This is a genomic window from Streptomyces sp. NPDC048442, assembly GCF_040651475.1.
GTDB lineage: Bacteria > Actinomycetota > Actinomycetes > Streptomycetales > Streptomycetaceae > Streptomyces.
The window spans coordinates 12,444-36,905 of record NZ_JBEZKB010000022.1 but is presented as its reverse complement, the minus strand read 5'-3'; the positions used below and the strand labels follow the sequence as shown (position 1 = coordinate 36,905).

The window sequence follows — 24,462 nt, the reverse complement described above, 5'->3', positions numbered from 1 at the left end:
GCGGAACAACACCCATGAGCACCCCGAGCACCCTCACCCACGCGGACGTGGCAGAGGTAGACCTCGCCGGGCTCGGCCGCGCGGTCGCCGAGTGGAAGCAGACGGCCGCCCACCTCAAGAGGCTCGCCGCGAACGCCCGTTCCGGTCTCCTCACCAAGTCGGAGGCCGCCCGCTGGAACGGCATCAACGCAGGCGTCACCCGGGACTTCATCCGCAAGACCACGAAGGAATTCAACGACGCCCAGGCGGAAGCGACCAGCATCACCAGGGTCCTGGAGGACGCCCACCTGGAACTCACCAGGATCCAGAAGGCCGTACGCCACATCCGCGAGGTGGAGGGCCCCAAACTCGGCCTGCAACTGGCCGGCCTGCCCGGCATGCCCGCCCCCTCCCTCAACCTCCGCAAGCCCGCCGAACTCGCCCTGAACCACCAGCTGACGGTCCTGGTCGCGCACGCCGCCGAGATCGACGCCTCGGTGGCCCGTGCCCTGCGCAAGTCGCACGGCAACGACGCCTCGAACTTCGGCCACCGGACGTACCGCTCGCTGGACGACGCCCAGCAGGAGCGCGCAGTCGAACTGGCAAGGGTCGGCCCGATGATGACCGCCCCCCAGTTCGCCGAACTGAACAACATCCTCAAGTTCAACGCCAAGGACTCGGACTTCTCCGCCGCGTTCTACCGGGGCCTGGGCGGCCCGAAGCAGGCCCTGGACTTCTACGCCCGTATGTCCCTCGACTGCACGGTCGGCGACCAGCCCGAACGTCTCGCCCTGGCCAAAGAACTCCAACGCGGCATGGGCACAGCCCTGGCCTCGGCCACCGACCCCGACAACCGGTCACATCTCCCCGCGAGCTGGGCCACCGAATTCCGCAGACTCGGCACCCAGCACCTCAACGCGGACGCCCTCGGCTTCAACGACCCCTACGGCTACCAGGTCCTGGGCGGACTGCTCCGCTACGGCGACTACGACCCCCGTTTCATCAATCCCCTGGCCGAGGACATCCTCAAGCTCCACAAAGAAGACCCCGACTTCTTCACGTCGAACAAGCCACGCACGAACACGGACTTCGACTTCGGCTTCAACCCCTCAGGAATCTCCGGCGCGGGCTACGACCCGCTGACCAGCGTCCTGGAGGGTTTGGGCCACAGCCCGGAAGCCGCCAAACAATTCTTCGCAGGAGGACGCCACTTGGACGACCTGACAAGCGCCGACTTCAAGTGGGCTCCGGACACGCTGGACCGATCTGCCGAGGAATCCCACGAGGGCGGCCCTGACGCATTGGGCCATGCCCTGGAGGCGGCAACGACGGGCCATCCGTGGGACGACACGAGGCCAGGATTGCACCGCGACAAGGACACGGCCTCGATCATGAAGAAGGTCATCGACCTGTACAGCCCTACGTCAGAAGTGAAGGCGCAGGGCGCGATCATGGACAGCTTGGGCCGGATGGGGGCGGCGTACATCGACGACTTGAACTACTCGACGCTGAACTTCGGCGGTGGGGGCGACGACTTGAACAGGGGTGAGCTCTTCCGCATGGGCAGAAGCCCGCGCACGGACTTCGGCGAGTTCGAGGCACGGAACTTCATGAACGTGGTCGCGGGCAACGAAGAGGGTTACAAGATCCTTTCGGCGGCCCAGCAGGTGTACACGTCCAGCGCGCTGGCTTCGTTCGAGGACGATCAAGGCTCCGGTGTGGCCTTTGCGCACAACGCCGCCAAGGTGCACGGAATTCTGGACCAATCGCGGATCTCACAGGTCGAACTCGACTTCAAGGACGCGGAGGAACAGGAGAATCTGAACGCGGAGAAGAAGGGCGAGTGGCGCAAATACGCCGTCGGGGGCGCGGCCGCCACAGTCGTCGGCATCGGGGGCACGCTCATTCTCGGGCCTGCCGCCGGTGTGGCGGTGGCAACTGTTGTGCCCTTGGCGCTGGACGCCGGGGCAGGCGCTGTCGGCACCGCATACGGGAATCACACGTTGCAGTACCTCAAGGACAACGAGATCAAGAACGACGGCGAGGCCCTCAAGTCGATGCAGGAGATCGAGAGGATCTGTGAGAGGGAGGCGCTGCGGCCGGTATCGAGATATGGGGATGCCGTGGGCCTGTCGACTGATGAGAAGGCCAGCCTCTACCGAAACCTTGAAGAGTCGCACGCTCTCGGCAGGGCAAAGGTCCAGCCAGCCCGCCAAGTCGCCTGAAGGAGCCATGAAGAAGCACAGCGCACCCACATGCGCCCTTCTCTCGATTGCGCTTGTCGCCGTAGGGTGCTCAGCCCCTGCTCAGAGCGGCCCGTCGACCGGAGAGGAAATCTGCGATTCCCTTATCGATTCAACCAATGTGAAAACCGTCGCCAGGTCGATGGGCAGTAGGGAGATCGCGTACGCGAACACAGGCGTCCCGTTGAAAAAACTGGTCGCTGAGCTATCAGCAACGGGGCGCGAATGGCGACCGGGCGACGACTACTACGACCCCGGCGCAACACCATGCGTCTTCGGCCCAGTAGGGTCCCGGAACTCTCTCACGGTACGAGTGGGATGGCTCGGTTGGCCACTTTCCACGGCATCGCGAACAGGCTGGCGCAAAGCGGGCGGAGACGTCCTCTCCGGCTGGTGGCTGCACGAGGACGACTCCCGCTACGCCTTCCCTTGCAAGATCAGCGGCTCCCACGCCGATCAACAGCAGCAGGTCCCGCTCTCGGTGCGCCTCAACGCCAAGAACCTCGACGGCTTCACCCCCGAACTACGCAGCCGAGTCGCCGCGGCCCTCGCCCGCACCATGGCCGCCCAACTCCACTGCGTGAACAAGCCCAATATCCCGACCCGCCTGACCACCCCGCCCTACAGCCCGGTCCGATCTGTTCCGTCCCACCCCTCCCCCAACCCCACCAACTCCCCCCGATACTCCACCCGCTCAACCCACTCCCCGGGCCAAGCCCCCACCCCCGCATAAGCCCCCGCGAATGCCCCCGCCAGGCAGGCGATCGAGTCCGAGTCTCCCTTGGTGCAAGCTGCCCGCCTCAGGGCCATCACCGGTTCGTCCGGGAACATCAGGAAGCACAGCAGCGCCGTAGCCATCGCCTCCTCCGCGATCCACCCGTCGCCCGTCACCAGACACGGATCCGTCTCCGTCGACAGCGACGGGTCCCGCAAAGCCCTCTCCAGCCGCTCCAGCACACCCAGGCACTCGTCCCAGCCCCGCTCGGCGAAGTGCTTCGGCGTCGGGTCCTGCGAGTACGTCCACAGGCCACCCAGCCACCGCTCCTGATAGACACTCCGGCTCTCCAGCGCGTACGACCTCAACTGCCCGACCAGGCCGGTCGGTTCGGCCCCCTGCGCGAGCAGGTACACCGCCCGCGCCGTCAGGTCGCTCGCCGCCAGCCCCGTCGGGTGCCCATGCGTCAGCGCCGCCTGCAACTGCGCCGCCCCCGCCCGTTCCCCCTCGCTCAGCCCCGGCACCAGGCCCACCGGCGCCACCCGCATGTTCGCCCCGCACCCCTTCGACCCGATCTGCGACGCCTTCTGCCACGGCAGATCGCTGTCGAGCAGCCGGCACGCGACCATGCACGTACGTCCGGGCGCTCGGTTGTTCTCCGGCGAGTGGTACCAGTCCACGAACTCCTCCCGCACCGGCCGCTCCATCCGCCGCGGCCCCAACGGCCCCCTCCCCACCGCGGTCCGCAGCCCTCGCCCCAGCGCCAGCGTCATCTGAGTGTCGTCCGAGACGAACGCCTTGCTCGGCAGCTCCATCTCCCGCCAGGGCCCGCACTTGGCGAGGATCGACGGCACGTCGTTGAACTCGGTCGGAAAGCCGAGCGCGTCCCCGAGGGCAAGCCCCAACAGGGATCCGGTGGCGGCCCGCTTGGCAGCAGCGGCAGAAGTCATGAGTGGGTTCCCTCCATGGACGAATCAGCAATCGAGTCGGCAGGCGCTTCAGCAGTGGACTTCAGCAGTGGAAGCGACGGACGGCCGCAGCAACGGCGGATGCAACACCCTCGCCGCCCCCGCCCGATACAGCGCCGCCGGCTTCCCCCGACCCCCGGTACGCCTCGGCGCCCCGCCCACCGGCTCCACGAACCCCGCCGTGGCCAGCACCTTCCGCCGGAAGTTCGGGCGGTCCAGGGCGACCCCCCACACGGTCTCGTACACCCCCTGAAGCTCCCCCAGCGTGAACTCCGGCGGACAGAACTCCATCGCGAGCGCCGTGTACTCCAGCTTGTCGCCGATCCGCTGCCGCGCATCGGCCAGGATCCGCCCGTGGTCGAAGGCCAGTGAATGCTCCAACTCCCGGCTCACCGGCAACCATTGGGCCTCCGCCGCGTCCCCGCCCCCGCGCGGCTCCGGCAGATCCGGTACGAGCGCGGCGAACGCCACCGACACCACCCGCATCCGCGGATCCCGGTCCGGATCGCTGTACGTACGCAGCTGCTCCAGGTGCAGCCCGGACGCCAGCGACTCCGACAGCCCCGCCTCCTCGGCGAGTTCGCGCAGCGCGGCCCGCTCGGCGGACTCCCGCGGGAGTACGAAGCCTCCTGGCAGCGCCCACGCCCCCGCGAAGGGAGCCTGCCCGCGCCGGACCAACAGCACGTGCAGCAGGGCCTCCCGCACGGTAAAGACCGCAAGATCGACCGTGACCGCGAAAGGTTCGAATTCTTTCGGGTCATAGCCCTGTGGGATGTCTCTTTCTGTCACGTTCTCGCCTCCCTGCCCGCCGACCGACCAATCCTCTAAATGGTCAGGTTGACTATAAATGCCGAGCGCCCACCCCGCAAGGCTCCCCGCAGGGCAGCAAAAAGCCCGGGGCCGGTACCCGCGTGAGCGAGTACCGGCCCCGGGCACACCTCAAAGAGGCGCAGAGGCGGCGAAGCCAGGTCGGTCTACAGACCGACCTCCTTCATCAGCATGCCGACCTCGGTGTTCGTGAGGCGGCGCAGCCAGCCGGACTTCTGGTCGCCCAGCGCGATCGGCCCGAAGGACGTGCGGACCAGACGGTCGACCGGGAAGCCGGCCTCGGCCAGCATCCGGCGGACGATGTGCTTGCGGCCCTCGTGGAGGGTCACCTCGACCAGGTAGTTCTTGCCGGTGTTCTCGACGACCCGGAAGTGGTCGGCGCGCGCGTACCCGTCCTCCAGCTCGATGCCGTCCTTGAGACGCTTGCCGATGTCGCGCGGCAGCGGTCCCTGGATGGCGGCGAGGTAGGTCTTCTTCACGCCGTACTTGGGGTGGGTCAGACGGTGGGCGAGCTCGCCGTGGTTGGTGAGCAGGATGATGCCCTCGGTCTCGGTGTCGAGACGGCCCACGTGGAACAGCCGCGTCTCACGGTTGTTCACGTAGTCGTTGAGGTTCTGGCGGCCGTCCGGGTCGCCCATGGTGGCGACGACACCGGCCGGCTTGTTCAGCGCGAAGAACAGGTGCGACTGGGCGGCGACCGTCAGGCCGTCGACCTTGATCTCGTCCTTGTGCGGGTCGACGCGCATGCCCTGCTCGACCACGATCTGGCCGTTGACCTCGACGCGGGACTGCTCGATGAGCTCCTCGCACGCACGCCGCGAGCCCATGCCGGCGCGGGCGAGGATCTTCTGCAGGCGCTCGCCCTCCTCCTCGGCACCAGGGAAGGTCTTCTCGATCTTCACGTCGGGCTTGCCCGCGTAGCGGTCCCGGTTGCGCTGCTCGATCTTGGCGTCGAGCTCGCGCGGGCGGGAGGCACCGGCGTTGTAGTTGCCGCGACGACCCGGCTTCTGCGGGGTCTTCGGGGACTTCGGGCCGCCCTTGGCACCGCCGCGCGCGGAATCACCGCGGCCACTGCGGGGGCCCTGGTGGGTGGCGGAGGGGCCTACGTCGTAGCGCCGCTCCTCGGGACGGGGGCTCTTCGGCCGCTGGTCGCGCTCGTCGTCACGGGAGTCACGCGCGCCGCCGAAGCCGCCCTCGCGCCCGCCGCCGGACGAACCGCGTCCGGCGCCTGCCGGACCTCGACCGCCACCGGACGTTCCACGGCCACCGCCGTAGCCACCCTGGCCACCATCACGGCCACCACCGGACGTACCACGGCCACCGCTGTAGCCGCCCTGGCCACCGTCACGGCCACCACCGGACGTACCACGGCCACCGCTGTAGCCGCCCTGGCCACCGTCACGGCCACCACCGGACGTACCACGACCTCCGCCGAAGCCACCCTGGCCACCGTCACGGCCACCACCGGACGTACCACGGCCACCGCCGAAGCCACCCTGGCCACCGTCACGGCCACCACCGGACGTACCACGGCCACCGCCGAAGCCGCCCTCACGGCTGCCGCCGGAGGTACCCCGGCCGCCACCGAAGCCCTCGCGTCCGCCGCCCGAGCCACCACGGCCGCCGCCGGCTCCGCCGCGACCGCCGCCCGCCGAGCCCGAACCGGAGCCCGCGCCCCGTCCGCTGCCGCCCGCGCCGCCGCGGCCGCCACCAGCAGGCCCGCGTCCGTTACCCGCACCCCGCTGGTTCCGGTCGTTGCCGCTGCTGCCGCTGTTCCTGTCGTTGCTTCGCATCAAAAATCCGTCTTGTCGTCGTCTGCTGCATGAGTGCCCGGGGCGTACGGTGCGTCCGGATCGAACGACGGCACACCCTCCAGCGTCTCAGCCTCGATCGCTTCTGCCTCGGGGAGGAAGGGCGCGAGTTCCGGGAGCTCGTCCAGGCCCCGCAGGCCCATCCGCTCCAGAAAGTAGTTCGTCGTCCTGTACAGGATCGCACCTGTTTCGGGTTCCGTGCCCGCCTCCCCGACCAGACCCCGCTGGAGGAGGGTCCGCATGACCCCGTCACAGTTCACTCCTCGTACGGCGGAGACCCTCGAACGGGAGACGGGCTGGCGGTACGCGACGACCGCCAGGGTCTCCAGGGCCGCCTGGGTGAGCCGGGCCTGCTGCCCGTCCAGTACGAACGCCTCGACCGCCTCCGCGTACCGGGCACGCGAGTAGAACCGCCAGCCGCCCGCCACCAGCCGCAGCTCGAATCCGCGCCCCTGGACGGTGTACTCGTCGGCCAGCTCGCGCAGCGCGTCCGTGACGTCCCGCTCCTTCGCGTCGAGGACCTTGGCGAGGTGGTCGGCCGTCGCGGGCTCGTCGACGACCATCAGCACGGCCTCCAGCGCACCCCTCAGCTCCTGCTGACTCACTCCTTCTCCTCCACCACGAGATCGAATTCCCCGGTCACCAGAGACGTCACCAGGCGCTCACCGGCCTCCCCGCCCACCCAGGTCACCGTCAGCTCCCCCAGCGCCTGCTCCTGGTCCAGCTCGACGGCCTTCTCCCGGTAGAGCTCCAGGAGCGCGAGGAAGCGGGCGACGACGGTCAGGGTGTCCGGTACGTCGCCGACCAGCTCCCGGAAACTCGCCGCCCCGCGCTCCCGCAGCAGCCCCACCACGATCTGGGCCTGCTCCTGCACGGACACCAGGGGCGCGTGGATGTGGTCGATGTACACCTCGGGCCTGGGCTTCGGCTGCATGGCCTTCACTGCAAGCCCGGCGAAGCCTTCCGCGCCGATGCTGATGACGACCTCGGGCAGCAGCTCGGCCAGCTGCTCCTCCAGCCCCACGGTGCGCGGGTAGCGCCGCCCCTCGGCCTCCCAGCGCTCCTCAAAGATGTGCGCGACCTTCTTGTACGCCCGGTACTGCAGCAGCCGCGCGAACAGCAGGTCGCGTGCTTCGAGGAGCGCCAGATCGGCCTCGTCCTCGACCTCGGCGGCGGGCAGCAGCCGGGCGGCCTTGAGGTCGAGCAGGGTGGCGGCGACGACCAGGAACTCCGTCGTCTGGTCGAGGTCCCAGTCGGCGCCCATGGCACGGATGTGCGCCATGAAGTCGTCGGTGACCCGGGAGAGCGCGACCTCGGTGACGTCCAGCCGGTGTTTGGCGATCAGCTGGAGGAGGAGGTCGAAGGGCCCCTCGAAGTTCGCCAGCCGCACGGTGAACCGCCCACCGGAAGCCCCGGCCCCCGCCCCGGCAGAGTCCGCGGCAGGCTCAGCCGCGACCGGCGCGACACCGGCCGGCTCCACAGCCACAGGCTCGACAGCCACAGGCTCGACAGCGACCGGCTCCACAGCCACCGGCGCGACAGCAGCAGGCTCCACAGCAGCAGGCTCGACACCGACCGGCCCCGCGGGAACGCCGTCCGCCCCCGGCCCGCGCCCCAGGGGGCGGCGGCGCAAGGGGCGGTCGGGTCCGGCGTCGGATTCGTCAGGAAGGGCGGGCGGCATCAAAGAGGGTCCTGTGGTGCGGGCGGAACACGGTGAGGGGCAGCCGCGAGGCTACCGCCGCACCGCTCAGCGCCCGCGCAGGCGCCGTACGAGGATGCTCGCGTCGCCCCGTGACTCCAGGTCGGCGAGGACCACGGCGACCGCCTCGCGGACGATCCGCCCGCGGTCCACGGCGAGACCGTGCTCGCCGCGCAGGACCAGCCGGGCGTGCTCCAGGTCCATGAGCTCCTCGGCGGAGACGTAGACCGTGATCTTCTCGTCGTGGCGCTCCCGGCCGCTGGGCCGCCGGTTGGCGCCCCTTCCGCCCCGTCGGCGGGGCTGGGCCCCGGTTCCGGCCGGTGCGGCGTTACGCGGCGCCCCAGGGGCCTCCTGGGGCCGGTTGGCACCAGCCCTGGGAGCCGCGGGAGCGGCTTCGCCGCCCCGGGTCCGCTGCTGGCCGGCCGCATCGGCGGCGGCGCCGTGCTCGGCGCCCTCGCCGTTGCCCGCGGGGTCGACGGCCGCAGGGGCCGGCTCCCCCGCCGGTGCCGGTACCCGGGCCGCCTCGCCGTTGGCACCGGACCTCCGGCCGGGCGACTGCAGCCCCATTCCCCCGGTCGTACGGAACAGCTCGTCGGCCCCCGGCAGACTCACTCGGCGTGACACCGGGCGAGCACCTCCCTGGCGAGCTGACGGTAGGCGGCGGCGCCGACGGAGTTCGATGCGTACGTGGTGATGGGCTCACCGGCGACTGTGGTCTCCGGGAAGCGCACCGTCCGGCCGATCACCGTGTGGTAGACGTGATCGTCGAACGCCTCCACCACGCGCGCGAGGACCTCGCGGCTGTGCACCGTACGGGAGTCGTACATGGTGGCGAGGATGCCGTCGAGCTCCAGGTCCGGGTTGAGCCGCTCCTGGACCTTCTCGATGGTCTCGGTCAGCAGGGCCACACCGCGCAGCGCGAAGAACTCGCACTCCAGCGGCACGATCACCTTGTGAGCGGCCGTCAGGGCGTTCACGGTGAGCAGACCGAGCGAGGGCTGACAGTCGATCACGATGTAGTCGTAGTCGTTCATCAGCGGCTTGAGCGCCCGCTGAAGCGTCGACTCGCGCGCCACCTCGCTGACCAGCTGCACCTCGGCAGCGGACAGGTCGATGTTGCTGGGCAGCAGGTCCATGTTCGGAACGGCTGTCTTCAGCAGCACCTCGTCGGCCGCCATGCCCCGCTCCATGAGCAGGTTGTAGACCGTGAGGTCGAGCTCCATCGGGTTCACACCGAGACCGACCGACAGGGCTCCCTGCGGGTCGAAGTCGACGAGCAGGACACGGCGTCCGTACTCGGCGAGCGCGGCACCCAGGTTGATGGTCGAGGTCGTCTTGCCGACCCCGCCCTTCTGGTTGCACATCGCGATGATCTTGGCCGGGCCGTGATCGGTCAGCGGTCCGGGGATCGGGAAGTACGGCAGCGGCCGTCCGGTCGGGCCGATCCGCTCGCGGCGCTGACGGGCAGCGTCGGGGGCGAGGGTGGCCGCGTATTCGGGGTCGGGCTCGTACTCGGCGTCGGGATCGTAGAAGTGCCCCTGGGGGACCTCGTCGAAGTCGGCGAAGCCGGTGGTGGACTTATCGCCACTCTGGTCGCCGGCCATGGCGTTCACGTTTAGGCCGTCCATGCTCTGGTGGGATGTCGTCATGTGCTGATGGGTGGCGAAGGTGCGGACCGCGACCGAGCCGACAGCTTCGAGCCCTGAAGGGCTCTGGCCCTGCGCAGGCGTTCCCGATCGACCACCCCCGGGAGTAAATGTCGACTCATTCACAAGTCGTCTTACCTCCTTGGGACGTGACCAGGAAACATATCGATAGGTCAGCGTGGCACCATGCCGACGGTCGCCGACTCTATGGCGTGTCACCGCTCCGCAGCAACACAATCCACCGGACCCGGGTCGATGTGTCGGCAACCGAACACCTCTCTGTCAAGGGTGCGCAGGGGCGTACACGAAGCACGAGAGCCGGGTTTCACGGGGGCGCGAAACGGTTAAAGGGTTACGTTCGCGACGAGTTGAGCGAGCGGGGCAAAGTGACCGGATACACGTCCGGCCGGACCTCGCACAGGCAAGGTCCGGCCGGGCGCGCGATGTTGACGACGCCTGTTGACGCGTCAGCCCAGAAGGGTGCTCAGCTCAAGGTGCGGGAGCTCGTGCGCCTCTGCCACCTCGCGGTAAACGACCTGGCCGTCATGGGTGTTGAGGCCCTTGGCGAGGGCGGCGTCGCGGCGCAGCGCCTCGACCCAGCCGCGGTTCGCCAGCTCCACGATGTACGGCAGCGTGGCGTTGGTCAGCGCGTACGTCGAGGTGTTCGGGACGGCACCCGGCATGTTGGCCACGCAGTAGAAGACCGAGTCGTGGACGTTGAACGTCGGCTCGGCGTGCGTGGTCGGGCGCGAGTCCTCGAAGCAACCACCCTGATCAATTGCAATGTCGACAAGTACACTTCCGGGCTTCATCTTGGCGACGAGCTCGTTGGTGACCAGCTTCGGGGCCTTGGCGCCCGGGATCAGCACGGCGCCGATGACGAGGTCGGCCTCGACGACGGCCTTCTCCAGCTCGAAGGCGTTGGAGACGATCGTCTGCACCTTGGTGCCGAAGACCTTGTCCGCCTCGCGCAGCTTGTTGATGTCGCGGTCGAGCAGCGTCACGTGGAAGCCCATGCCCACCGCGATCTGGGTGGCGTTCCAGCCGGAGACGCCGCCGCCGATGACGACGGCCTTGCCGGCCGCCGTGCCCGGGACGCCGCCCGGGAGCACGCCGCGGCCGCCGACCTGGCGCATCAGGTGGTACGCGCCGACCTGCGGGGCGATCCGGCCCGCGACCTCGGACATCGGGGCGAGCAGCGGCAGCGCGCGGTTCGCGGTCTCCACCGTCTCGTACGCGATGGCGGTGGTGCCGGACTCCAGGAGCGCGTCCGTGCACTCGCGGGAGGCCGCGAGGTGCAGGTAGGTGAAGAGCGTCTGGTCCTTGCGGAGGCGGTGGTACTCCTCGGCGATCGGCTCCTTGACCTTCAGCAGCAGGTCGGCGGTGGCCCAGACCTCGTCGGCGGTGTCCAGGATGCGGGCACCGGCCGAGACGTACTCGCCGTCCGTGATCGAGGAGCCGAGACCGGCGTCCTTCTCGATGACGACCTGGTGGCCGTGGCGCACGAGCTCGTGCACACCGGCGGGGGTGATGGCCACCCGGAACTCGTTGTTCTTGACCTCGCGGGGGATGCCGACCTTCACGTCGATCACGGTCCTGACTTTGGGGGGATGAAACGGGCAGTGCCTTGCATGACCAGGCGCATGACCAGGCATGTGACCACGCATGGAAGGCACACCTGGGGAACACCGCAGCTTGACGCGGCAGAGCCAGTCTAATGAAGGATTTCCAGCTGTCTAGCCTTACAAAGCATCAACCTCGCGTGGATGCGCTACGGATTTCGTAGGCTGGAACCTCTTCTTCCATTAGCCTCTCCGCCGCGCCCCTGTGCAACCGGGCCGCAGTCGGGTCACCGAGCCGGTCGAGAGTGTCGGCAAGTCGCAGCTGGAGCGCCGCCTGAAGCCGCACCTCACCCGCCTGACGTGCCCATTCGACCGCTTCCTGGCAGGTCCGCAGCGATTCCTCGGGGCGTCCCGCGTATTCCTGGACGCGGGCCATCTCGCTCAACGCCCTTGCGTGGCCCGGGAGATCACCGAGCCGGCGCAGCCCGGAGGCCGCGGCCCGCCAGTCGCGCAGCGCCTCGCCGTACCGGCCCGCATAGGTGTGCACCGCGCCGAGCCGCCCGTACAGCCGCGCCCCGTCCTCGTCCTCACCTCGCGCCAGGCGCAGGGCGAGCGCCCGCCCGTACCAGTCGGAGGCACGTGAGAAATCCCCCATTTCCTGATAGGTCCCGCCTACGGATTCCATCGCGCGAGCCGTGGCGTAGGGGTCACCGGCCGTACGCCCCGCGTCCAGAGCCGCCCGATATCGGGTCAAAGCCTCCGCCATGCGCCCGGTCCTGGCATCCAGGTCCGCCAGATTGAGCAGGGCGGCGGCCTTCTCGCGGTGCAGGTTCCGCCGCTCGGCCACGTCGAGCACCAGGCGGTGCAGCCCGTAGAGCTCGGGGGCGGCGTCGTCGGTGCCCCGGTGCGCGGCCAGTGCCCGTACGAGAGCGGCGACCAGCCTTCGTGCGAGGGTGTCGAGTTCGCCGTCGCCGACCGCCGCGCGGGCCGCGGCGAGCAGGGCGGGCTGCCGCTCGCGCAGCCACACGGCGGCGGCGGCCGGGGAGGCGAAGCGCAGGGCGCGCGGCAGTCCGGCGAGCTTCTTGCGGGCCAGGGAGCCCTCGGGATCGGTGACCGCCCGGCACGACTGGAGCTGCCGCACGGTCCGCTCCAGCATCCGCGCCCGCGCCAACTGCCGCTCCGCCGACCGGTCCTGAGCCTCCGTCAGAGCCAGCAGCAGCGGCGCCAGGCAGCCCGGCACCAGGTACTGCGGTACGGATCCGTCCACCGGGTGCAGCAGCCCCTGGACCGCGAAGTCGTCGAGCGTGGTCTGCGCCGCCGACACCGAGCAGCCGGCGAGTGCGGACGCCGTGTGCGCGTCCGCGAGACCGGCGGGGGCGAGGGCGAGGAGTCGCAGTATCCGCGCCGCGGGCTGCGGCAGCGACTCGTACACAAGTCGCAGCGCACGTGCCAACGGGCCTGCGCCCTGCGGCTGTTCGGGGTCCTCGGGCAGTTCGTGGAGATGTTTGGTGACGTCCGCGACCGAGGACTTCGGGCGGCCCGAGAGCCAGCCGCCGACCAGCACCAGTGCGGCGGGCTGCCCGCCGCACTCCTCGGCGAGCGCGTCGGCGGCGGTCGGGTCGACGGTGATGCGGACCTTGCCTGCGTAGTGCGCGAGGAGGGCGACGGCGGAAGCCGTGTCGAGCCCGCCGAGCGTGCACGGCCGCACGTCCGGGATGCCGGTCAACGGCCCCTGGGCGGTGGCCACGACCAGGCAGTCCGGGTTGTCGGGAAGCAGCGGGTCGACCTGCTCGGCGTCGGCCGCGTCGTCCAGGACCAGCAGCACCCGGCGTACGGCGAGCGCCTCGCGCACCATCTCGGCCAGGGTGTCCCCGTCGGCGCCCGCCGGAGCGGCGATCCCGAGGTCGTCCAGCAGTCCGCGCGCGGTTTCCTCGGTGGGGATGCGCTCGCCGCCCGGCGCGGTGAGCCGGGCCCGCAGCGCACCCGCCGGGTAGTCGTCCGCGAGGGAGCGGGCCAGCTCCTCGGCGAGGGCGGTGCGCCCGGAGCCGGGGCGGCCTGCGACCAGCAGCACCCGGGCCCGGGGCACCTTGCGGCCGGTGAGGGTGTCCAGGCCCGTGCGCTCGATGTCGGCGCGCAGTTCCTTCAACTCCCGTTTCCGGCCGAGGAATTCGCTGCTTCCCCAGTCGTGGGCCGAGCCCGCCGCGGTGGCGGTCGCAGTGACCGTCGCCGCGCTGCTGATGTCCACCGCCTGGTCCGTCACGGGCCACGCTCCCGTCCGCCTGCGCACAATCCCCGCCGCGACCGCGGTCGGGGATTCGAGCCTAGTTCACGCTCTGCTACTGATCCGGGGGAGCGCGGCGGACAGGTCCCCCGATCGGATCAGCAGATTTTATGACCGACGTGACGCATACGGCCCGACGTGCGACACGTACAGCTCGCCCCGCGACGCATCCGACCCGTCCGGGGCCGTCAGAACGGCCGGGCCGGCCACGGCGCCTCCGCCGGGCGCAGCGCGTCGAGCCCGCCCCCCGAGCCGGAGAGGGCCGCGTTCAGTGCGAGCACCCCGATGACGAGGCAGTTGTTGTGCAGCTGCCCGGCGAGCGCCCCGTGCACCAGCTCCTCCAGCGGCACCCGCGCGTGCTCCATGTCGGCCTCCTCCTCGGACACCGCGTACCGCTCGCCCTCCGCCTCCGACAGGTCCCGGGCGAGGAAGATCCGTACCGCTTCGTCGGAACCGCCCGGCGAGGTGTAGACGTCGGTGAGCACCCGCCAGTCCCCCGCCTTGATGTGCGCCTCCTCGTAGAGCTCGCGCTGGGCGGCGTGCAGCGGGTTCTCGCCGGGTACGTCGAGGAGCCCGGCCGGGATCTCCCAGAGCTTGTGGCGCACCGGGTGGCGGTACTGGCTGAGCACCGCGACGCGACCGGCGTCGTCCAGCGCGAGGACGGCCACCGAGCCGGGGTGCACCTGGTAGTCGCGGCCCGCGACGGAGCCGTCCGGCATGACCACGCGGTCGGTGCGGACACTGGTCTTCGCCCCCTCGAACGGGGTCACCGACTCGGTGACCTGCCACTCCTGGGGGGTGTCCTTGATCGCCACGTACTTCCTCCTGAACACAAAGAAACCGGGGTGGGGACCGTGAAGGCCCTCACCCCGGCAACGTTAACGCGTACGTACTACTTGCCCTGCTGGCGCGCTTCCTGCTGGCGCTCCACGGCCGCCTTCACCAGGCCCGCGAAGAGCGGGTGCGGGCGGGTCGGGCGCGAGCGCAGCTCCGGGTGCGCCTGGGTGGCGACCATGTAGGGGTGCACCTCGCGCGGGTACTCGACGTACTCGACGAGCTTGTTGTCCGGGGAGGTGCCGGAGAAGACGATGCCGGCCTTCTTCTCCAGCTCGGCGCGGTAGGCGTTGTTGACCTCGTAGCGGTGGCGGTGGCGCTCGTCGACGTACTGCTCGTCGCCGTAGACCTCGCGCACGATGGAGCCCTCGGCGAGCTTCGCCGGGTAGAGGCCCAGGCGCATGGTGCCGCCCAGGTCGCCCGCGCCCTCGACGTACGCCAGCTGCTCCTCCATGGTGGAGATCACCGGGTGCGCGGTGGCGGCGTCGAACTCGGTGGAGTTGGCGTCCTCGATGCCGGCCAGGTTGCGGGCCGCCTCGACGACGATGCACTGCAGGCCGAGGCAGATGCCGAGCAGCGGCACCTTGTTCTCGCGGGCGTACTGGATGGCGCCGACCTTGCCGTTGACGCCGCGCTCGCCGAAGCCGCCGGGGATCACGACGGCGTCGCAGTCGCCGAGCTGCTTCTGGGCGCCGGCCTGGGTCTTGCAGTCGTCGGACGTGACCCACTTGACCTTGACGCGGGCCTTGTTGGCGAAGCCGCCGGCGCGCATGGCCTCGGTGATCGAGAGGTACGCGTCGGGCAGGTCGATGTACTTGCCGACGAGCGCGACGGTGACCTCGTGCTCCGGGTTGTGGACGCGCTCCAGGAGGTCCTCCCAGACGGTCCAGTCCACGTCGCGGAAGGGCAGGTCCAGCTTGCGGACGACGTACGCGTCCAGGCCCTCGGTGTGCAGCACCTTGGGGATGTCGTAGATCGACTTGGCGTCGACACAGGCCACCACGGCGTCCTCGTCGACGTCGCACATCAGCGAGATCTTGCGCTTGATGGCGTCCGGGACGTCGCGGTCGGCGCGCAGCACGATCGCGTCCGGCTGGATGCCGATGTTGCGCAGGGCGGCGACCGAGTGCTGGGTCGGCTTGGTCTTCAGCTCGCCCGAGGGGCCGATGTAGGGGAGCAGCGAGATGTGCACGACGAAGACGTTGTCGCGGCCGACCTCGTGGCGGACCTGGCGGACGGTCTCCAGGAAGGGCAGCGACTCGATGTCGCCGACCGTGCCGCCGACCTCGGTGATGACGACGTCGACGTCGTCGGTGGCCATGCGGCGGATGCGGTGCTTGATCTCGTTGGTGATGTGCGGGATGACCTGCACGGTGTCACCGAGGTACTCGCCGCGGCGCTCCTTGGCGATGACGGTGTTGTAGACCTGGCCTGTGGTGACGTTGGCCGAGCCGTCGAGGTCGACGTCGAGGAAGCGCTCGTAGTGGCCGATGTCCAGGTCGGTCTCGGCGCCGTCGTTGGTGACGAACACCTCGCCGTGCTGGAAGGGGTTCATCGTGCCGGGGTCGACGTTGAGGTACGGGTCGAGCTTCTGCATGGTGACGCGCAGGCCACGGGCCTTCAGGAGCGCACCCAGGCTGGAGGCAGTCAGACCCTTGCCGAGGGAAGAGGCGACACCCCCGGTGACGAAGATGTGCTTGGTCGTCGAGGATTTGGGCTGCATGGCCAAGATGGGGCTCCCGTGGTCGCGAGGTGAGGGTGCGGCTTTGGCCTCCCGGCGAGGGACCACCGGTGGTTCCACCGGTGATTTCTGGGGGCGTCGTCGCTGCGGTTCGGGGGGTTTTGCTCCCACCGCCCACGGGCTACCAGGGTATCAGCGACTCCGGGAGGTTGCTTCCGGCGTCCGCCACAGGCCGGGACGGCGGCCGGGCTCCGTACGGAATTCGACCTTCCCCGCGTACGTACCTGTGAAGACGCGGCCGGACACCCAGGACCCCTGCGGGCAATGCCCCGGCCACCTGTTCGATGCGCCTTCACCGTACGACCACAGCGGCATCACCTGCACCTCACCCGTTCGGCCCACTCACGTTGCAGCGACCACACGCAGATGAGCTTGTCGCGTCGTATCCTGCTCGGACACATCGCTGCGAGCCGGCCGGGGAAGGCATCCATCACCGCCGCTCCCGGACCCCGAAGCTCGTCGTCGAAGATCCCCTGACTGCAGATGTCCCCGCGAGGGGGCGGATGTGGCCGTTCGACTGGAGATTGCACGTGGCCGGGCGCATCGAGGACTACGCACTCATCGGAGACATGCAGACAGCGGCGCTGGTCTGCAGGGACGGCTCAGTCGACTGGCTGTGCCTCCCCCGCTTCGACTCCCATGCCGTTTTCGCCGGACTTCTCGGTACCGAGGAGCACGGCTTCTGGCGGATCGGACCCTCCTACCCGGAAGGCAGTGAAGCGCCACCGGCTTCGCGCCGCCGCTACCGCGGGGACTCCCTCATCCTGGAACAGGAGTGGGACACCCCGCGGGGCACGGTCCGGGTGACCGATTTCATGCCACCGCGCGACGGTGCGCCACAGCTGACCAGAATCGTGGAGGGGGTCAGCGGCCGGGTGCCGATGCACTCGGCGCTGCGCATGCGGTTCAGCTACGGCCGGGTGACGCCCTGGGTGCACCGGGTGGACAACCGTACGGTCGCGGTGGCCGGCCCCGACTCGGTCTGGCTGGACACGGACGTCGAGACGCACGGCCAGGACCTCACCACGCACTCCGACTTCACGGTCGGACCCGGTGAGCGGCTCGCGTTCACCATCCAGTGGCAGCCCTCGCACAAGGAGGCGCCGCCGCTGCCCGACCCCGAGGGCGCACTGCAGCTCTCGGTCGACTTCTGGCGCGAGTGGGTCGAGCACTGCACGTACCACGGGCCCTACCGCGAGGCCGTGGTCCGCTCGCTGATCACGCTCAAGGCACTGACGTACGCTCCCACCGGCGGCATCGTCGCCGCCCCCACGACCTCCCTCCCGGAGGACATCGGCGGCTCCCGCAACTGGGACTACCGCTACACCTGGCTGCGCGACGCCGCGATCACACTGTCCTCGCTGCTGCGCACCGGCTACCGCGAGGAGGCGCGCGCCTGGCGCGAGTGGCTGCTGCGGGCGGTCGCGGGCGACCCGGAGAACCTGCAGATCATGTACGGGATCGCCGGCGAGCGGGAGTTGGGCGAGACGGAGCTGGACTGGCTTCCCGGCTACGAGAACTCCCGCCCGGTCAGGGCGGGCAACGGCGCCGCCCACCAGCTCCAGCTCGACGTCTACGGGGAGGTCACCGAGGCTCTGCACCTCGCCCACATGACGGGCCTGGCCCGCAACGACTACGCCTCGCTCCTGCAGCTCAAGCTGATCCGCTGGGTGGAGGACCACTGGGACCAGCCCGACGAGGGCATCTGGGAGGTGCGCGGACCGCGCCGCCACTTCGTGCACTCCAAGGTGATGACCTGGGTCGCCGTCGACCGCACGATCAAGCTGATCGAGGCGGGCGACGCGGACGGCCCGCTGGAGCGCTGGCGCGAACTGCGCGAGACGATCCACGCGGACGTCTGCGAGAAGGGCTACGACCCGGAGCGCAACACCTTCACGCAGTCGTACGGCTCCCAGGAGCTGGACGCCTCGCTGCTGCTCATCCCGCAGATGGGTTTCCTGCCGCCCGACGACAAGCGCGTCATCGGCACCATCGAGGCCATCCAGCGCGAACTGTCCACCCCGGACGGCTTCGTGCTGCGTTACCCGACCTCCGGGGACGACGCGGGCGTGGACGGCCTGGAGGGCGACGAGGGCGCGTTCCTTGCCTGCTCGTTCTGGCTGGCGGACGACCTGGCGATGATCGGCCGGGTCGACGAGGCACGCCGGCTCTTCGAGAAGCTCCTGTCGCTGCGGAACGACCTGGGGCTGCTCGCCGAGGAGTGGGACTCCCACCAACAGCGCCAGGTCGGCAACTTCCCGCAGGCCTTCAGCCACGTACCGCTGATCGACACCGCCCTGCGGCTGACGGCTTCGGGGGCGTACGGCGGCTGACGGGCCCCGCGCCCGCGAGCGCCCCGGAGACCTTCGGCTCCGGGGCGCTTGCGGTACCGTCCGGATGCATGGACACGCAGGGCGGAATCACCGTGCAAAGGGCGCTTGAACTGCCGGGACTCCGCAGCGGGCTCCCGGAGGTGATGGCGGGCGCCGACCGGCTGGGCAGGACCGTGCGCTGGGTGCACGCCGGCGAGGTCCCCAACATCGCGTCCCTGCTCAAGGGCGGCGAGCTGCTGCTGACGACGGGGCTGGGTCTCGGCACCCGGCCCGCGGAGCAGCGCGCTTTCGTACGGAGGCTGGCCGACCGGGGCATCGCCGCGCTCGTCGTCGAGCTGGGGCCGCGTTTCAGCCGGTTGCCCTCGACCCTGGTGGAGACCGCGCGGGCGGCCGGGCTGCCGCTGGTGCAGCTGCACCGCGAGGTGCCGTTCGTGTCCGTCACCGAAGAGGTCCACACCGAGATCGTCAACGGGCACTACACACTGCTGAGGCGCGCCGAGGAGGTCCACCGGCGCTGTACGGAGGCGCTGCTCGGCGGGGGCGGGGTGCCGCAGGTGCTGGGCATCCTGGCGGACTTCACCACCAACCCCGTCTTCCTGGAGACCGCCGACGGGCAGCTGCTGTACGCGGCCGGGCCTTCGGAGAAGGACCCCGGCGCCGACCCGCTCCAGGTGTGGGAGGGGCTGCGCGGCCAGCGCGAGGCACGCGAGTCGGGGCCGCCCGCGAACGGGGTGCTGGTGGACGTCCCCGGCGGCGGCCACGGGGTGGGCTCGGTGCGGGCCAGGCTGGTGCTGCTCGGGGTGGCCCATCCGCTGCTGCCGGTGCACCGGATGGCGGCGGAGCGGGCGGCGGACATACTGGCCGTCGTACTGATGCAGGCGCGTCAGGAGGAGGAGCTGGCGGCCCGCGGGCGCGGCGACTTCCTGACAGACCTCGCGCAGGGCCGCATCTCGGCGGAGGACGCGCCCGCGCAGGCCCGGGTACTGGGCTTCAAGCCGGGCGAGGGCCCGTTGCTGCCGGTGGTCATGCGGCTCGCCGCCGAGCTGTCGCCGTCCGGGAACTGGGCGGTCCTGGCGCGGGCCGTGCTGGAGGAGCTGGCGTCGGTGGGAGTGCCGGTGCTGCTGGGCGTACGACCGGTGGAGGGGCGGGTTCCGCTGCTGCTGGGACTGCGTACGGAGTCGGAGCGCACGGCGGTGGCCGACCGGGTCGCGGCGGCGCTGCGGGCCGGTGTGGAGCGGGCCGGGCTCGGCCGGGCGGGCGCGCACCCGCCGGTCGTGGTGGTCGGGATCGCGGGCGGCTGGGCGGCGGCCTCGGCGAGCCTGCGGCACGCGGCGGAGACGGCGACGGCGGCGCAGGGGCTGCACGACCGGCCCTGGTACGACGCGCGGCGCCTCGACATCGACCTGCTGCTGTGGCGGCTGCGGGACCATCCGGACCTGGCGGCGTTCGTGGACCGGGCGATCGGCCCGCTGCGCGACCACGACCGCACGTCCCGGCCGCCGCTGCTGCCCACCCTGGAGACGTTCCTGGCGCACGCGGGCCGCAAGGCGGAGACGGCGCGCGAGCTGCACCTCAACCGGCAGACGCTCTACAACCGGCTCGCCCGGATCTCGGAGCTGCTCGGCACCGACCTGGACGACCCGCAGACGGTACTGGCACTGAGCCTGGCGCTACGGGCGCGGCGGCACGCCTCATAGAGGAGCCCCGTAGGGGCGCGGGGAACTGCGCGACCAGCCACGACGCACCCGCAGGCGTCTGACGGTCCCTAGCCCTGCCCCGTCAGTTCGTCGTACACGCTGAGCACCTGGGCGACCGTCTCGTCCGCCGTCGGCCAGGTGGCCGCCTGCCGCAGCCCCGCCTCGGCGAGCTCCGCGCGGCGCTCCGGGTCGTCGAGCAGCCCGAGGACCGTGCGCGCGAGGGTCTCGGCGTCTCCGTACGGTACGAACTCGGCGGCGTCACCGACCAGCTCGGGGATTCCCCCGACGCCGGTGGCGACGAGCGGCACCCCGGAGCGCAGCGCCTCCTGGGCGAGCACCGAGCGCGCCTCCCACCGGCTGGGCAGTACGGCGACGTCGGCGGCGGCGAGCAGCTCGGAGATGTCGTCGCGCCGCCCCAGGAGCTGCACCGGCAGGTCCTCCGCCTCGATGCGGCGCTGGAGCGCGGCCCGCTCGCTGCCCTCCCCGGCGATGGTGAGCAGCGGGGCGGGGTCCAGGTCGCGCCAGGCGCGGGAGGCGTCCAGGAGGACGTCGTAGCCCCGGTGCGGGACAAGGCTGCCGACCGCCATGAGCAACGGGCGCCCCACGGCGCCCAGTTCGGCCTTGGCCTTGCTTTCGTGGAAGTCGTCGGGCGGGCGGGGCGCGGGCACCGTGACGGGTGCGAGGCGGGCGTCGCGGGCGCCCCGGCTGCGCGCCCGGTCGACGAGGTCGGACGACGTGCCGAGGACGACGGAGGCGGACCGGGCTGCCCGGCGTTCCATCAGCCGTACGACGTGGCTGCGCGCTCCCTCGGCGTGCGCCCGGGTGTGCCAGGTGACGACGAGCGGGACACGCCCTGCGGACCGCTCCCCCGGCCGGACGCCGAGCCGTCCCGCGGACCGCCCTCCGGCCGGAATCCCGCTCACGGCGAACGCGGTGCGCACGGCGGCGTGCAGCCCGTGCGCGTGGACGATGTCCGCCCCGGTGCAGGCGGCCCGCAGGGCGGCGATGGAGACGGGGTCGCTGCGCCGGGGGACGGTCACCACGTCGGCGCCCACCTCGGCGAAGTCGTAGGTGCGCTCCAGTTCGCTGGGGGCGCACACGGTGACCCGCACGCCCCGCTCGACGAGCCCCGCGGCCAGCGACCTGACGTGGGCGCTGCTGCCCGCGCTGCCGCCGCCGAGCACCTGGACGGCGCGGAGCGGCGACTGTCCGTACGACGGGGGCGGGGTGCTGCTCACGGTGGTGGGTGCTCCTGGGTGGATGTCTCCGCTGCACTCCTGGTGCAACTTCGGGTGCAACTCCTGGTGCAACTTCTGCTGCACTTGTGCGCATTACGGCGCCAAGGATGCCAGTCCCCAGGGCTACCGAGGCACCACAAGTGCCCCGGCCCGGTCACTTCATGCCTGTTACCACCCGCACGAGTGATCGCCCGTTCAGGAGGCGCCCGCCGCACGGCTGACCCGGTCACCGTACGCGGCCGCGAAGGTCAGCGCGGCGGCGTGCAGGGCAAGTCCGGTCCGGCCGTTGCCCGCGGCGATCGCCGCGCCGAGTCCTGCGCCCAGCGCGTGGGCCCCGGTGTCGCCGAGCATCGTGCGCCTCTTGAGGTCGTCCTCCAGGACGGCCGCGGCGGCTCCCACCGGCGCGGCTGCGAGCACTCCCGCCGCGCCGCCCTTCAGCAGGCCGGGCGCCCCGAGGGCGAGGACCGTCCCGACCGCCCTTCCGGGCCGTACGTCCACCAGGTTCACGAAGTGCGCGGTGCCCGCGACGACCACGCCCGCCAGCACCTTGTCGACCGTGTTCTCTTTGAGGAGCGCGCCCGCCACGAGACCTGCCGCACCGATGCCCAGCAGCTTGACCGCACCGCTGGTGACCTCGCCCTGCCGCAGGGCGCCCAGGTGTGCGCGGAAACCGCGCCGGGGGTCGTTGCGCCCCACCATGTCGTCGTACGCTCCGCAGCCGCCGGCGGCGAGCACGGCGAGCGCCGTGGCCGCCCGCGTCCGTCCGGGCAGTGCCGGGGAGGCGACGACCGCGACAGCGCTGCCGAGGGCGGTGGCCGGCCCCGCGTACAGGTCGACGATCCCGCCCTCGAAGTTCTTCCGCTCCCAGAGAGCGGCCTCCCCCGGCGGCCACCGTCGCATCCCCTGCCGTACGCACAGGGTGGCCCCAACTGCCCCCAGAATCCCGGACACCCGACCAGCGAACCCACTGCGGCCTGCACTCATGCGCCCCACCCTACGCAGGCGCAGCGCTACCCGTCCGCCCGCGCCGTAGCGAGCAGCTCCTCCGCATGCGCCCGCGCCGTCTCCGAGTCCTCCTGGCCGGCCAGCATCCGGGACAGCTCGCGCACCCGGTCCTCGCCCTCCAGGACGGTGACACCGCTCCTGGTCACCGAACCGTCGACCGTCTTCTCCACCAGCAGCTGCCGGTCCGCAAAGGCCGCCACCTGCGGCAGGTGCGTCACGACGACCACCTGCGCGGACTTCGCGAGCTTCGCCAGACGCCTGCCGACCTCGACGGCCGCCTTGCCGCCGACGCCCGCGTCGACCTCGTCAAAAAGGTACGTGGGAACGGGGTCGGATCCGGCGAAGACGACCTCGACGGCGAGCATCACGCGCGACAGCTCACCGCCGGATGCGCCCTTGCCGATCGGCCGCGGGTGCGCGCCTGGGTGCGGGGCGAGCAGCAGCTCGACCTCGTCGGCGCCCGAGGAGCCGTACGTGACGAGGCGGCCGCCGACCTCGATGCCCCGCTCGGGGTCGTCGGTCTGGCGGATGTCGATCGTCACGCGGGCGTGCGGCATGGCGAGGGAGGCCAGTTCGGCGGTCACCGCGTCGGCGAACCGCGCCGCGGCCTCCGTACGGGCGTCGGTCAACGCCTGCGCCAGGGTGGACAGTTCGCCGCGCAGGACGTCGCGCTCGGCCGTCAGCTCGCCGAGCCGGTCGTCGTCGCCGTCGAGTTCGGTGAGACGGGCCGCGCCCTCCTGCGCCCAGGCGAGCACGGCGTCGATGTCCGAACCGTACTTGCGGGTGAGCTGGGTGAGGGCGGCCCGGCGCTCCTCCACCACGGAGAGCCGCAGCGGGTCGGCGTCCAGGTTGTCGGCGTATCCGGCGAGCTCGCCGGCCACGTCGCCGAGCAGGATGCCGATCTCGCCGATGCGCTCGGCGAGGGCGGCCAGTGCCGGGTCGTGGGCGCGGACGGCCTCGACCGCCCGATGGGCGCCGGCGACCAGGGTGTTCGCGTCGACGGCCTCGGGGTCCTCGGGGTTGCCCGCCAGCGCGGCGTGCGCGAGGGCCGCGGCGGAGGCCAGCGACTCGGCGTGTCCGAGCCGTTCGGCCTCGGCGGAGAGCTCGGCGTCCTCCCCCTCCAGGGGTTCGACGGCGGCGATCTCCTCCAGGCCGAAGCGCAGCAGATCGGCCTCCTGGGCGCGCTCACGGGCCCGTGTGGTGATCTCGTCCAGTTCCGCCGAGACAGCTTTGAGGCGGCGGTAGGCGATCGCGTACTTGGCGTGCGGCACGGCGACCGCTTCACCCGCGTACCGGTCGAGGGCCTTGCGCTGCCGGGACGGCCGCAGCAGCCCCTGCTGGTCGGTCTGCCCGTGCACGGCCACGAGGTCGTCGGCCAGTTCGGCGAGCAGCCCCACCGGGACCGACCGGCCGCCGAGGTGGGCGCGCGAACGCCCCTCGGCGGAAACCGTCCTGCTGACGAGCAGCGTTCCGTCGTCGAGCTCCGCCCCGGCCTCCTCGGCCCGTACGGCGGCGGGGTCGCCGGGGCGCATGGTGAGCCGCCCCTCCACCACTGCCGCCTTGGCCCCGAGCCGTACCAGGGCAGGGTCGGCCCGGCCTCCGAGCAGCAGCCCGAGACTGGTGACGACCATGGTCTTGCCCGCTCCGGTCTCGCCGGTCACCGCCGTGAAACCGGGTGACAGCTCGACGACAGCATCGTCGATGACTCCGAGCGACCGTATCCGCATCTCCTCCAACACGGACACGACCTTACGAGGTCCTGAGCCCGGTGTGCGACGACCCCCGCCCACCGCCCTCCCCTCGGACCGCCCCGACCCTGCGGAAAACCCCAGCCTGAAATCTGAAGCCTGCTTCATGGTGCGCACCTGCCCCACCCGGCCAG

General features: G+C 71.0%; 17 protein-coding genes. 3 read left to right on the top strand and 14 right to left on the bottom strand.

Going from position 1 to position 24,462, the window contains the following annotated elements:
* Positions 1 to 14: 14 nt before the first annotated feature.
* Positions 15 to 2,204, top strand: a complete 2,190-nt coding sequence (locus AB0D18_RS28225; protein WP_362424362.1) for a hypothetical protein — start codon at positions 15 to 17, stop codon at positions 2,202 to 2,204.
* Positions 2,205 to 2,843: 639 nt separating this feature from the next.
* Here AB0D18_RS28225 and AB0D18_RS28220 read toward each other — a convergent pair.
* The 11 genes from AB0D18_RS28220 to AB0D18_RS28170 all read right to left on the bottom strand — a co-directional run bounded on the left by AB0D18_RS28220 (position 2,844) and on the right by AB0D18_RS28170 (position 16,289).
* Entirely contained in the window at positions 2,844 to 3,887 is a 1,044-nt protein-coding gene (locus AB0D18_RS28220) for an ADP-ribosylglycohydrolase family protein (RefSeq protein WP_362424359.1), read from the bottom strand.
* A gap of 48 nt (positions 3,888 to 3,935) precedes the next feature.
* Entirely contained in the window at positions 3,936 to 4,694 is a 759-nt protein-coding gene (locus tag AB0D18_RS28215; protein WP_362424356.1) for an NUDIX domain-containing protein, read from the bottom strand.
* Positions 4,695 to 4,879: 185 nt separating this feature from the next.
* Positions 4,880 to 6,526, bottom strand: a complete 1,647-nt coding sequence (locus AB0D18_RS28210) for a pseudouridine synthase (RefSeq protein ID WP_362424353.1) — start codon at positions 6,524 to 6,526, stop codon at positions 4,880 to 4,882.
* Positions 6,526 to 7,149, bottom strand: coding sequence for an SMC-Scp complex subunit ScpB (gene scpB, locus AB0D18_RS28205; RefSeq protein WP_362424350.1), 624 nt, complete (start codon positions 7,147 to 7,149; stop codon positions 6,526 to 6,528). The genes AB0D18_RS28210 and scpB overlap by 1 nt, the downstream gene beginning before the upstream one ends.
* Positions 7,146 to 8,225 (bottom strand): segregation/condensation protein A, encoded by a 1,080-nt coding sequence (locus AB0D18_RS28200; RefSeq protein ID WP_362424347.1) that lies wholly within the window; start codon positions 8,223 to 8,225, stop codon positions 7,146 to 7,148. The genes scpB and AB0D18_RS28200 overlap by 4 nt, the downstream gene beginning before the upstream one ends.
* A 66-nt stretch (positions 8,226 to 8,291) precedes the next feature.
* A complete protein-coding gene (locus AB0D18_RS28195) occupies positions 8,292 to 8,855 on the bottom strand; it encodes a hypothetical protein (RefSeq protein WP_362424697.1) in 564 nt (187 codons plus the stop codon).
* Positions 8,852 to 10,015 (bottom strand): ParA family protein, encoded by a 1,164-nt coding sequence (locus AB0D18_RS28190; RefSeq protein ID WP_362424344.1) that lies wholly within the window; start codon positions 10,013 to 10,015, stop codon positions 8,852 to 8,854. The genes AB0D18_RS28195 and AB0D18_RS28190 overlap by 4 nt, the downstream gene beginning before the upstream one ends.
* Before the next feature lie 341 nt (positions 10,016 to 10,356).
* Positions 10,357 to 11,472, bottom strand: a complete 1,116-nt coding sequence (gene ald / locus AB0D18_RS28185; protein WP_362424694.1) for an alanine dehydrogenase — start codon at positions 11,470 to 11,472, stop codon at positions 10,357 to 10,359.
* A 169-nt stretch (positions 11,473 to 11,641) separates the two neighbouring features.
* Positions 11,642 to 13,711 (bottom strand): tetratricopeptide repeat protein, encoded by a 2,070-nt coding sequence (locus tag AB0D18_RS28180; RefSeq protein WP_362424341.1) that lies wholly within the window; start codon positions 13,709 to 13,711, stop codon positions 11,642 to 11,644.
* 209 nt (positions 13,712 to 13,920) lie between these two features.
* Positions 13,921 to 14,547 carry an NUDIX hydrolase gene (locus AB0D18_RS28175; RefSeq protein ID WP_362424338.1) on the bottom strand — a complete coding sequence of 209 codons (627 nt, stop codon included), beginning with the start codon at positions 14,545 to 14,547 and terminating at the stop codon, positions 13,921 to 13,923.
* A 77-nt stretch (positions 14,548 to 14,624) separates the two neighbouring features.
* Positions 14,625 to 16,289: a CTP synthase gene (locus AB0D18_RS28170; protein ID WP_362424336.1), complete on the bottom strand. Its 1,665-nt coding sequence runs from the start codon at positions 16,287 to 16,289 to the stop codon at positions 14,625 to 14,627.
* A gap of 548 nt (positions 16,290 to 16,837) precedes the next feature.
* On the opposite strand from AB0D18_RS28170, the gene AB0D18_RS28165 reads away from it, so the two are divergent.
* Positions 16,838 to 18,640: a glycoside hydrolase family 15 protein gene (locus AB0D18_RS28165; RefSeq protein ID WP_362424333.1), complete on the top strand. Its 1,803-nt coding sequence runs from the start codon at positions 16,838 to 16,840 to the stop codon at positions 18,638 to 18,640.
* A gap of 68 nt (positions 18,641 to 18,708) precedes the next feature.
* Positions 18,709 to 20,337, top strand: coding sequence for a PucR family transcriptional regulator ligand-binding domain-containing protein (locus tag AB0D18_RS28160; protein ID WP_362424330.1), 1,629 nt, complete (start codon positions 18,709 to 18,711; stop codon positions 20,335 to 20,337).
* 68 nt (positions 20,338 to 20,405) lie between these two features.
* On the opposite strand, the gene AB0D18_RS28155 is transcribed toward AB0D18_RS28160, so the two are convergent.
* From AB0D18_RS28155 to recN, 3 genes are all read right to left on the bottom strand, one after another.
* Entirely contained in the window at positions 20,406 to 21,575 is a 1,170-nt protein-coding gene (locus tag AB0D18_RS28155; protein WP_362424327.1) for a glycosyltransferase family 4 protein, read from the bottom strand.
* Between the two features lie 195 nt (positions 21,576 to 21,770).
* On the bottom strand, positions 21,771 to 22,475 hold the full coding sequence (locus AB0D18_RS28150; RefSeq protein WP_362424691.1) for a hypothetical protein: 705 nt from the start codon (positions 22,473 to 22,475) through the stop codon (positions 21,771 to 21,773).
* Positions 22,476 to 22,585: 110 nt separating this feature from the next.
* The gene (gene recN / locus AB0D18_RS28145) at positions 22,586 to 24,307 is read right to left on the bottom strand and encodes a DNA repair protein RecN (protein WP_362424688.1); all 1,722 of its coding nucleotides are present in this window, start codon (positions 24,305 to 24,307) and stop codon (positions 22,586 to 22,588) included.
* Positions 24,308 to 24,462: the final 155 nt, after the last annotated feature.

Coding starts and splice junctions, on each gene's coding strand:
- AB0D18_RS28225 (WP_362424362.1), top strand. CDS start 15: ATGAGCACCCCGAGCACCCTCACCCACGCGGACGTGGCAGAGGTAGAC.
- AB0D18_RS28220 (WP_362424359.1), bottom strand. CDS start 3,887: ATGACTTCTGCCGCTGCTGCCAAGCGGGCCGCCACCGGATCCCTGTTG.
- AB0D18_RS28210 (WP_362424353.1), bottom strand. CDS start 6,526: ATGCGAAGCAACGACAGGAACAGCGGCAGCAGCGGCAACGACCGGAAC.
- AB0D18_RS28200 (WP_362424347.1), bottom strand. CDS start 8,225: ATGCCGCCCGCCCTTCCTGACGAATCCGACGCCGGACCCGACCGCCCC.
- AB0D18_RS28170 (WP_362424336.1), bottom strand. CDS start 16,289: ATGCAGCCCAAATCCTCGACGACCAAGCACATCTTCGTCACCGGGGGT.
- AB0D18_RS28160 (WP_362424330.1), top strand. CDS start 18,709: ATGGACACGCAGGGCGGAATCACCGTGCAAAGGGCGCTTGAACTGCCG.
- AB0D18_RS28150 (WP_362424691.1), bottom strand. CDS start 22,475: ATGCGACGGTGGCCGCCGGGGGAGGCCGCTCTCTGGGAGCGGAAGAAC.
- recN (WP_362424688.1), bottom strand. CDS start 24,307: ATGCGGATACGGTCGCTCGGAGTCATCGACGATGCTGTCGTCGAGCTG.